General features: G+C 33.4%; 9 protein-coding genes. 1 reads left to right on the top strand and 8 read right to left on the bottom strand.

Going from position 1 to position 8,719, the window contains the following annotated elements; all coding sequences use genetic code 11:
• Both lpxB and oadA read right to left on the bottom strand, forming a co-directional pair.
• Positions 1-1,121: lipid-A-disaccharide synthase (gene lpxB, locus SULYE_RS03580; RefSeq protein ID WP_007546585.1), on the bottom strand; the 1,121-nt coding region annotated here is incomplete at its 3' end.
• A 3-nt stretch (positions 1,122-1,124) separates the two neighbouring features.
• Positions 1,125-2,975, bottom strand: a complete 1,851-nt coding sequence (gene oadA, locus SULYE_RS03575) for a sodium-extruding oxaloacetate decarboxylase subunit alpha (RefSeq protein ID WP_007546583.1) — start codon at positions 2,973-2,975, stop codon at positions 1,125-1,127.
• A 456-nt stretch (positions 2,976-3,431) separates the two neighbouring features.
• Here oadA and SULYE_RS03570 point away from each other — a divergent pair, with 456 nt between their 5' ends.
• On the top strand, positions 3,432-3,656 hold the full coding sequence (locus SULYE_RS03570; RefSeq protein WP_007546581.1) for a ferredoxin: 225 nt from the start codon (positions 3,432-3,434) through the stop codon (positions 3,654-3,656).
• Positions 3,657-3,700: 44 nt separating this feature from the next.
• Here the strand turns inward: SULYE_RS03570 and SULYE_RS03565 are convergent, their stop codons facing one another.
• The 6 genes from SULYE_RS03565 to SULYE_RS03545 form a co-directional block, all read right to left on the bottom strand.
• Positions 3,701-4,294, bottom strand: a complete 594-nt coding sequence (locus SULYE_RS03565) for a Tll0287-like domain-containing protein (RefSeq protein WP_007546579.1) — start codon at positions 4,292-4,294, stop codon at positions 3,701-3,703.
• 233 nt (positions 4,295-4,527) lie between these two features.
• Complete coding sequence (locus SULYE_RS03560; protein ID WP_007546577.1) at positions 4,528-5,184, bottom strand: phosphoribosyltransferase; 657 nt, start codon at positions 5,182-5,184, stop codon at positions 4,528-4,530.
• Between the two features lies 1 nt (position 5,185).
• On the bottom strand, positions 5,186-6,748 hold the full coding sequence (locus SULYE_RS03555; protein ID WP_007546576.1) for an ATP-binding protein: 1,563 nt from the start codon (positions 6,746-6,748) through the stop codon (positions 5,186-5,188).
• A gap of 129 nt (positions 6,749-6,877) precedes the next feature.
• Entirely contained in the window at positions 6,878-7,003 is a 126-nt protein-coding gene (locus SULYE_RS08650) for a hypothetical protein (protein ID WP_269479097.1), read from the bottom strand.
• The gene (locus SULYE_RS03550; RefSeq protein WP_198001795.1) at positions 7,000-7,212 is read right to left on the bottom strand and encodes a hypothetical protein; all 213 of its coding nucleotides are present in this window, start codon (positions 7,210-7,212) and stop codon (positions 7,000-7,002) included. The genes SULYE_RS08650 and SULYE_RS03550 overlap by 4 nt, the downstream gene beginning before the upstream one ends.
• Before the next feature lie 595 nt (positions 7,213-7,807).
• Positions 7,808-8,518, bottom strand: a complete 711-nt coding sequence (locus SULYE_RS03545) for a succinate dehydrogenase/fumarate reductase iron-sulfur subunit (protein ID WP_007546572.1) — start codon at positions 8,516-8,518, stop codon at positions 7,808-7,810.
• Between the last annotated feature and the right edge of the window lie 201 nt (positions 8,519-8,719).

The following is an 8,719-nucleotide window of genomic DNA, read 5'->3' as shown; positions in this document are numbered from 1 at the left end:
CTTTCTATAGCTCCTTTTTCTCCAAGAGATTTTCTAACTATTTCTAAATTTCTCTTTTGGGTTTCATACAGATTTTTATCTGTCAAAAATTCAAGGGTCTTATTAGCAATATCAAGAGGGTTGCATCTATCCTGTAAAAGCTCCGGTACAATTTCATTGCCGGCTATTATGTTAGGAAGTCCTAAATAATTTATCTTTACAAGTTTTTTACCAATAAAGTAAGTAATCGGACTTACCTTATAAACAATGATAAATGGATTTCCAATAATAGCAGCTTCTAAGGTTGCAGTTCCTGACGTGATTATCGAAAAAACTGCATTTTTCATTACTTCATATGAAGGATTTTCAAACTTAGGAAGGTTTTTATCTGATAGGTTGGATGTGATCACGGTTATAGGAAGACTAAAGTCAACTTTTTCTAATACTCTATCTACCATATTGACAGTAGCCGGAATTACAAAATGCAGGTCGTCGAATGTTTTTGTTAGCAGTCTTGCTGCTTCTATTAACATTGGGAGGATTACATTTACTTCGCTTTCTCTACTGCCTGCAAGAAGTCCTATGATTCTCTTATTCTTTGGAATGTTTAATTTCTGCTTAAAGCTATCTTCATTTTCATAGATTTTGATTATATCTAAAAGCGGGTGTCCTACATAGGCAAATTTGAATTTATCCGATACGTAGGGTTTATAAATTTCTTCTTCAAAAGGTAGGATAGATATTAATAAATCCGTATTTTCTACTATTTCTTTAACTCTGCCACTTCCCCAAGCCCAAACCTGAGGAGAGATAAAATACACGGTCTTTATTCCAAGCTTTTTTGCTTCTTTTAAAAGTTTTATGTTAAACCCTGGGAAATCTACAACGATTAACAGGTCAACGCCTGATTTTAAAGCTTGGACTGATTGTTTGAATACTTCTTTGATTTTTTTGTATTTACTAAGAGCCTCTGTTAGACCTACAACGGATATATCTTCAAGGTTGGCAATCGGCTTTACACCGACTGCCCTCATTTTTGGACCTGTTATTCCTATAAGCTCATATTCTTTTAAATGTTTTGTAAGTTCAGAAGCGTAATTGTCTCCTGAAATTTCGCCAACGCTCAGGAAAATTTTTTTCATTTATTATTCTGGAGAAACTCTTACTAAACATTCGTCAGGATTTACATTATCTCCAACTTTAACGAATATTTCGCTTACTGTTCCATCTATTGGTGAATGGATTTCATTTTCCATCTTCATAGCTTCTACTGTAAGCAATACATCTCCTTTTTTAACCCTGTCTCCTACGTTGACTTTTATAGATACTACCTTGCCGGGCATTGGAGAACTCACATCTCCAACACCTACAGCTTTTGGTCTTCCAAAAACTGCTTTACCACCTTCCGGCAACGGTAAAGTTTCTGCTGTAGGACCAACCTCGATGACCGTTATCGGTTGGACGATTACTTCTTCTAACCTTCCATCTATTCTGATAAAGTATGGTCTCCTATTTTCTACTGGACTGCCAACCCCTGCAATTCTTACATGGTACTGTTCGCCGTGTACTGTGATGTTAAACTCTATCGGTGCTAAGTTTTTAGCCTCTTCAAATTTGATTTCTTCTATTTCCGGTGGAAGAGCTTCGCCTTTTTCAAATTTTTCTCTCCATTGGAAAAACTCTACGGCTACTTGTGGGAATAGGCAGTAAGAAAGAACATCTTCTTCATTTCTTGCACCATTCTCGTAAGCTTTTTGCGTACACTTATCAAGCTCTGGTTCTAATAAATCTGCAGGTCTTACTTGGATTGGTGTTTCATCTCCGATTATTTTCTTCATAACATCCGGTTTTATTGGTGCCGGCGGTCTTCCATAAAGACCTTTCACATAGTCTTTTGTTTCTTTCGTAACAACTTTATATCTTTCTCCTTGTAATACGTTTAAAAGTGCTTGCGTTCCTACTATCTGACTTGTTGGTGTTACAAGCGGTGGATATCCAAGGTCTTCTCTTACTAATGCAACCTCTTTCTTAACTTCGTCAAGTTTATCAAGTGCATTATTTTCTTTAAGCTGATTTATAAAGTTTGACATCATTCCACCGGGGATTTGATGTATTAATACTTGTGTATCCGGCCATTTATCAGTTGTATCGTATTTAGCGTATTTTTTTCTTACTTCTTTTAAGTACTCTGCTACCTGTAAAACAATATCCACATCTACTTTAACTTCATAGCCAAACTCTTTTAATGTGTATACCATCGTCTCACATGGAGGATGGGCTGTAAGCCAAGACCATGTAGAAACATCTGTGTCAATAATGTCTGCTCCGGCTTCTACTGATTTTAAAAGCGTCATTTCTGCCAATGCTGCGGTTGATTGCGAATGAATATGGACAGGAAGTTTTATCTCTTCTTTTAGTCTTGAAACCAATTCAAAGGCAACCTTAGGAGATAGTATTCCGGCTTGGTCTTTTATGCTAATAATATCTACACCTAAATCTTTAAGCTGTCTTGCAACATTAATATAATAATCTACTGTATGAACCGGGCTTATTGTGTATGAAAGAACGCCTTTTACAATTTTCCCGCATTCTTTTGCAACAGAGATAGCTACTTCCATATTTCTTACATCGTTTAAAGCATCAAAAATTCTAAAAACATCTATTCCATTTTCAGCAGCCTTTTTAACAAATGCTTCTACTACATCATCCGGATAGTGTCTATAACCTACTAAATTTTGACCTCTCAGCAGCATCTCAAGCTTGGTATTTTTTGCCGCTTGCTTAAACTTTTTAAGCCTATCCCAAGGGTCTTCTTTTAAATATCTTAAGCAAACGTCAAAAGTTGCACCACCCCATACTTCTAACGACCAAAAACCAGCATCATCTAATTTTTCTAATGCTGGAAGTAAGTCATCAGTTCTAACTCTTGTAGCAAGTAAGCTTTGCTGACCATCTCTAAGTGTAACATCTGTAAACTCTATTATTCTTTTTGTCATGACATCACTCCTTGATAGGGGCTTAAAATTTAAGTATTTAATCTATCAAAAATTCATAAAATACGTCAGGCGAGAAATTCAAAAAAACATGAGATTCTTCGCTTCGCTCAGAATGACATCTTAGGCTATCCTTATCTCTGATATTTATCATTCAACCTTTTCCTGTCATCCTGAGGCCGTAAAACCGAAGGATCTCATTTTTAAATTCTATAAAAATTACTAATTTCTCACCCCAAGGTGAATTTTATCTATCAAAAATTCATAAAATTATATCATAGGTGGGGGTTTTGGATTTTGGTATCTGTGATTAAACTTACTTTTAATTGTCTGCTTTTTTAATATGCATATTTACTGTGATTTTGGTCAGAATTATAACCTTGTTTTATTTGAAAATTTATATATAATAAGCTATACTATTAAAGCTACTTCATTAAAAAATTCTATAGGAGGTATGTTATGAAGGTAAAAGTTCAAGTAGACAAAGACCTTTGCACGGCTTGCGCACTCTGCTATAACGAAGTTCCAGAAGTTTATGAAGACGCTGGAGATGGAATTGCACAAGTCAAAGCTGAGGTTGGTGGTGATGGTGCTATCATCGAAGGCGAATTAGCTCAAAGAGTATTAGAAGTTACAGAAGAATGCCCATCCGGTGCATTAGTAACGGAAGTAATTGAAGAGTGATATAAATTTTTGAAAGGGGGGCTTTAAAGCCCCATTTATTTATTTTATTTTAATTTATCCTCAGGAATAGAAACTCTAACAACACCTCTAAAGTCCCCCTCTTTATAACCCACAGCCATATCTGTAGGGTATAAAGTCTTAATCTTTTTAACAAGGTTTGGGTCCATTAATGACGGGTCGCCATGACATGTTAAGCATAAACCTTCTACTTTTTGAGGTTTGTAGTATCTGTAAACTATTTTATTATTTTCTTTTATAGCCTGAACATAATAAGCCGGCATTTTACCTGATTTGATTGCTTCTTCAAAGTAGTTTAATGCTTCTTCTTCATATTTATCCGGTTTGTTAGCCGGGTTTCTGTATTTGAAAGTAGTTCTTTTTATGCTATAACCTGTTTCATTTTCTATTTGCTTTGTCAAAGTCATAGCTTTTTTAGAACAAACTTCTGTAGCTTGGTCTGGTCCGCCTTGTTGCATTGCATTTAAAAGCTCACCTCTTAATGTTTTAAGCAGTTTCATAGATGTTGCTTCACCAATTTCTTTTATTTTTGGCTCTTTTTCTTGTGGTACTTGAACTGTTTGCGTTGTTGTGCAACCAAACAATAACCCGGCTGCTACTAAAAATGATAACTTTTTCATCTTACACCTCCTTTAAAAAATTTTTAAGTATAAAATAATCCATATGCCTGTTAAACGTCGGGTGAAAAATTTATTAATAGTATGAGATTCTTTGCCGGCTTCAGAATGACAATAAAGGTTATCTTTTCTCTGATATTTATCAATCAATATTTCACTGTCATCCTGAGGCCGAAGGCCGAAGGAACTCATTTTTAAATTTCATAAAAACCACTAATTTCTTGCCCCAAAGCATTTTAAATATAAAATAACCCATTCTTTTTGGCTTCTTCAATGATAAAAAACATATCTTGGTCGCTTACTTGATGGAAATCTTCATAAACTGCACCTACTGCAAAAAATGGAGAATCTGATTTTTCATAGAAAAATACATCATCAAAATATTTCTTTACTCTTGGAATGCTATCTGTCGGACATACTGGAGTAGCAAGGTATACATTATTAGCACCTTTATTTTTTACGTACATCGCTGCAGCTATTGCTGTATACCCTGTAGCTATTCCATCATCAATTATAATAACATCTTTACCTTCTAAGTTTGGCTCTTTTCCATTTAGATATTTTATAATTCTGTTTTTTATCTCTTTTAATGCATTTTCTCTTACAATTTCAAGCTCTGAAGAGGATACTCCCATATATTTCATATAGACTTCATCTATTACTTGACTTCCATCCGGTGCAATTGCTCCAAATGCTGCTTCAGGGTCTCTAAGAGGAGCTAATTTCTTAGTAATGACCAACGAAAATGGTATCCCAAGCTTTTTAGAAACTTCATAAGCAACCGGAACGCCCCCTCTTGGAATGGCTAAAATAACAGTTTTTTCCTTATCAATCTTATATTTCTTTAAAAGCTCAATAAGTAATCTTCCCGCCTCTTCTCTATCTCTAAACATTTTAAAAGTCCTTTAAATCTTCCAACTTACTCACCTTTTCTTCTGAGCCAAGCCATCTATCAACAACCGGTATATCATTACCTTGTATTTTTCCTTTAGCTTTGTCAATCTTGATCAGTAGTGGAATTTTTGTCATATTTCCAAGAATTATAGCTTCTCCTGGGTTAAGAGATGGCAGGTATTCCATAAGCTCAGAGGATAATGATTCACTTGCACTTTGAACATGCTTTTGGTCTTCTGGTTCAACAAGTTTTAGTATTATCATGTTGTTCATCTGAGATAAAATTTCTTTATCTAAGCCTTTTGGTCTTTGTGTAACAACACATAATCCAAGTCCAAACTTTCTACCCTCTCTTGCTATTCTTGTCATCCAATATTTAGAGTCTGTATCGGATTTAACACCTGCAAGAATATGGGCTTCTTCAACAACGATTAAAATTGGGTTTGGAATTTTGCTATCACTTCCTCTTACTGCTTTTTTTCTTTCTATTAAAGAATGTTTTAAAATGTTAGATGCAAGGGCATCTGCTACTTCTTCATCAACTTCTGAAAAATCAAAAACATTTACCATGCCCGGTCTTATATTTTCTATAAGGTCTTTTGCACCAATTTTTATTATATGGCTTAGGTCTACCATTGTATCTTCAATTTTATTTATAACTTCATAAAGAGACTCTTCTCTGATTTTACCTTTAAATGGAGATGATTTTTCTTCATCCTTCCAACTTTCAAGCTCACCAATCAATCTTTCAAAAAAACGTTCAGTCTCTACAAACCTTTTCCAATCATCGCCTTTTTCATCTTCTAAGTCTTTTTCTACTTTATCAACTGCATATTTAAAGTATCTATACTGAATAGTTGCATTTTCTCTAATTCCTATTAGCTTTGCAAAATCTTTTCTATCAAGGGTAGTTGGGTCAACGAGGGGTTTTATAACATTTACAACATTTTTTCCATCTCTTCTAAATTCAGCTCTTGTATATTCTCCATGAAAATCAAACACAACAACAGTTCCTTTTAAATTAACTATATTGTCAAGCAGTACCGATACTGTGTTAGACTTTCCTGCTCCTGTGATTGCAAGGATTGCAAGATGCCTTAAAACGATTTGATTAATATCAATATACACATTTACGTCTTCTGCTTCACTTAAAAGTTTTCCAATTTTTATATAATTTTTTCCTTTTGAGCCAAAGAGTCTCTCTAATATTTCTTTTGGCGGCTTTAAAACTTCTGACGCCGGAAGGGGAGGCGTCCTTTGAAATTCGAGAGTTACTCCGCTATCTCTTTCTGCGATTTTTCCAAGAATTTGAATTTCTCCTTTAACCTTTGTCTCGCTTGAACTTTCTTTTATCAATCTGTCAATTTTTTCATAATTTGGAATATCTTCCGGAATATATTTATTTTCTCTTTCAACTTTGTTAATCATCCCAAGAAGTCTTATTTCTTCATCGCCGTCAAAGTATTTTAAAATCACAAACTGACCAAGTCTGAGTGGTTTATTAGATAAGAAATTAACTCTGTTTGGTTTTGTAGAACCTACAACTATTCCAAGCTTTTCCATTTTTTTACCTTTATATTACTTGTTTATTTTGAAATTATAGCATAAAGTATGTATATATTAAACTTCTTATGCAGGCGATATTAGTTTAGATAATATAAAAAGCAATGATTATATACCTTGGGCGAGAAATTACCTCCATAGTTTACTTTTTCTAAAAAAGCTATAACCAATAGCATATGCATATAGATAAGCAACAAAAGTCTTAACCTTTCTCCATCTACCTATAAGATTGAAATTCTTTATTTGAGAATTCACTGCTTCAATAATTTGTCTTTTACTCTTTTCTTGTTTATCTTCACATATTCTATCTCTTTCTTCAAATGCTCGCTGTATATTTTCCTCTTTCTTTTTACCCAATATCTTTTTCCTGAAACTCTTTTTATCTTTTTAGTTTTTGCTCTACTTAATCTTGCTACTTCAATTATAGTACCATCTACTATAAGCTTTCTTTTTTCCAAGAACAATTTTAAGTATCATAATAATAGCAATTCTTCTTAGCCAATATTCTCTGAGGATTTTGTAAACTCTTTCTGATTTTGATTTTCTAAACAGATGCCAAGATTGAATAGAAGGATAAATTAAAAATCTGGCAAGTGTAAGAATAGGAGTGTTTGAAATGTAGGATGTGATATATAAAGCTGCAAGTTGTAAATCAGATACCTTAGGTGGCCTACCTGCTTTCTTTTTTGATTGAATGTTTAAAAGTATAGTTAAATGCTCAGAGATTTTTTGAAATATTGTGAATAAAGATTAGAGTTTTGCATTTTTACCTCCTTGGTGGAATTTTTGCTATTAAAATTTTAACTGCCACCAAGGAGTTTTTTTAGGTATTCTATTTATATTTGAATTTCTCACCCGAGGTATAATCAATCTTTTATTTTTGTTTATAATTATGGCTTACACTACAGTGTTTTTCTTATTTTTCAACATATCTAAATTTTAACATAAATGCTTTGCGATGTTTAACAGGGCTTTTGCAATAACATTAGACGTAAAATGCATTATGTAGATAAAAATCAGAAGCGGTGGAGGAGCCAGAATGCTAACTCTTACATCTTACTAAAATCCAAATCCAAAGTTAAATCCAAAGTCTTCTTGCTTTTTGATTATGCCTTTTTGCTTTCCATAGAATTCTAATTGTAAGATGTCTTCTTCTACTGGAATTTGTTTTGGACATGAAAAAGTGCAGTATTTACAATGTATGCATGAAGTTATATTATTTTCAGCGGCTGTTTGTATTCTTTCATCATTTAACGCATCGTTTTTATCTTTCCAAAATCTAAAAATTTTAACAAAGTTTATAGGACCGCCAAAATCTTTATCATTTGTAAAAGCTGGACAAACACTATAACAAATTCCGCACAAAATACAGTCTGTTTCTCTGTCATATGTTGCCAAATCCTCGGGATAGACCTTTTCAAAAGGTTCTTTTGGAATAAGCCATGCCTTGGCTTTTTTTAATTTATTTAAAAATTCATCATGGTCTACAACTAAATCTTTTATAACAGGCATGTTGGATAAAGGCTCTATCACTATTTCATCATTAACCGCTAAATCTTTTACTTTTGTTTTACATGCTAAGACTGTTTGACTATTTACTTTCACTGCACAGGTTCCGCAAATGGAAGCTCTACATTGGGCTCTGTATGATAAACTCGGGTCCTGATAATTTTTAATTTGCTCCAAAACTTCTAAAATAGTAGTTCTATCTTCAATGTTATTTATCTCATAAGTCTGATAATTACCATTTCTGTTTATCTTAATAATCATACAGAGACCTCTTTAACTATTTTGTTTTAAATTTAACAAAATTTTAAATCATTTTCTATGATTAAAGTGAGGGAGTGAAATAAGAGAAATTTTATAAGGTGCTCCAAAATTTTTGTAAGTTTACCTTTTTGCCATCCTGAGGACGTAAGTCCGAAGGATCCCTTTTTTGATTTTTTGACTTGAAAAGAAAAGTATGAGATT

Source organism: Sulfurihydrogenibium yellowstonense SS-5 (assembly GCF_000173615.1).
Lineage (GTDB): Bacteria > Aquificota > Aquificia > Aquificales > Hydrogenothermaceae > Sulfurihydrogenibium > Sulfurihydrogenibium yellowstonense.
Note: the sequence above shows the minus strand (reverse complement) of the source record. Positions and strands in the feature narration are given on the sequence as shown.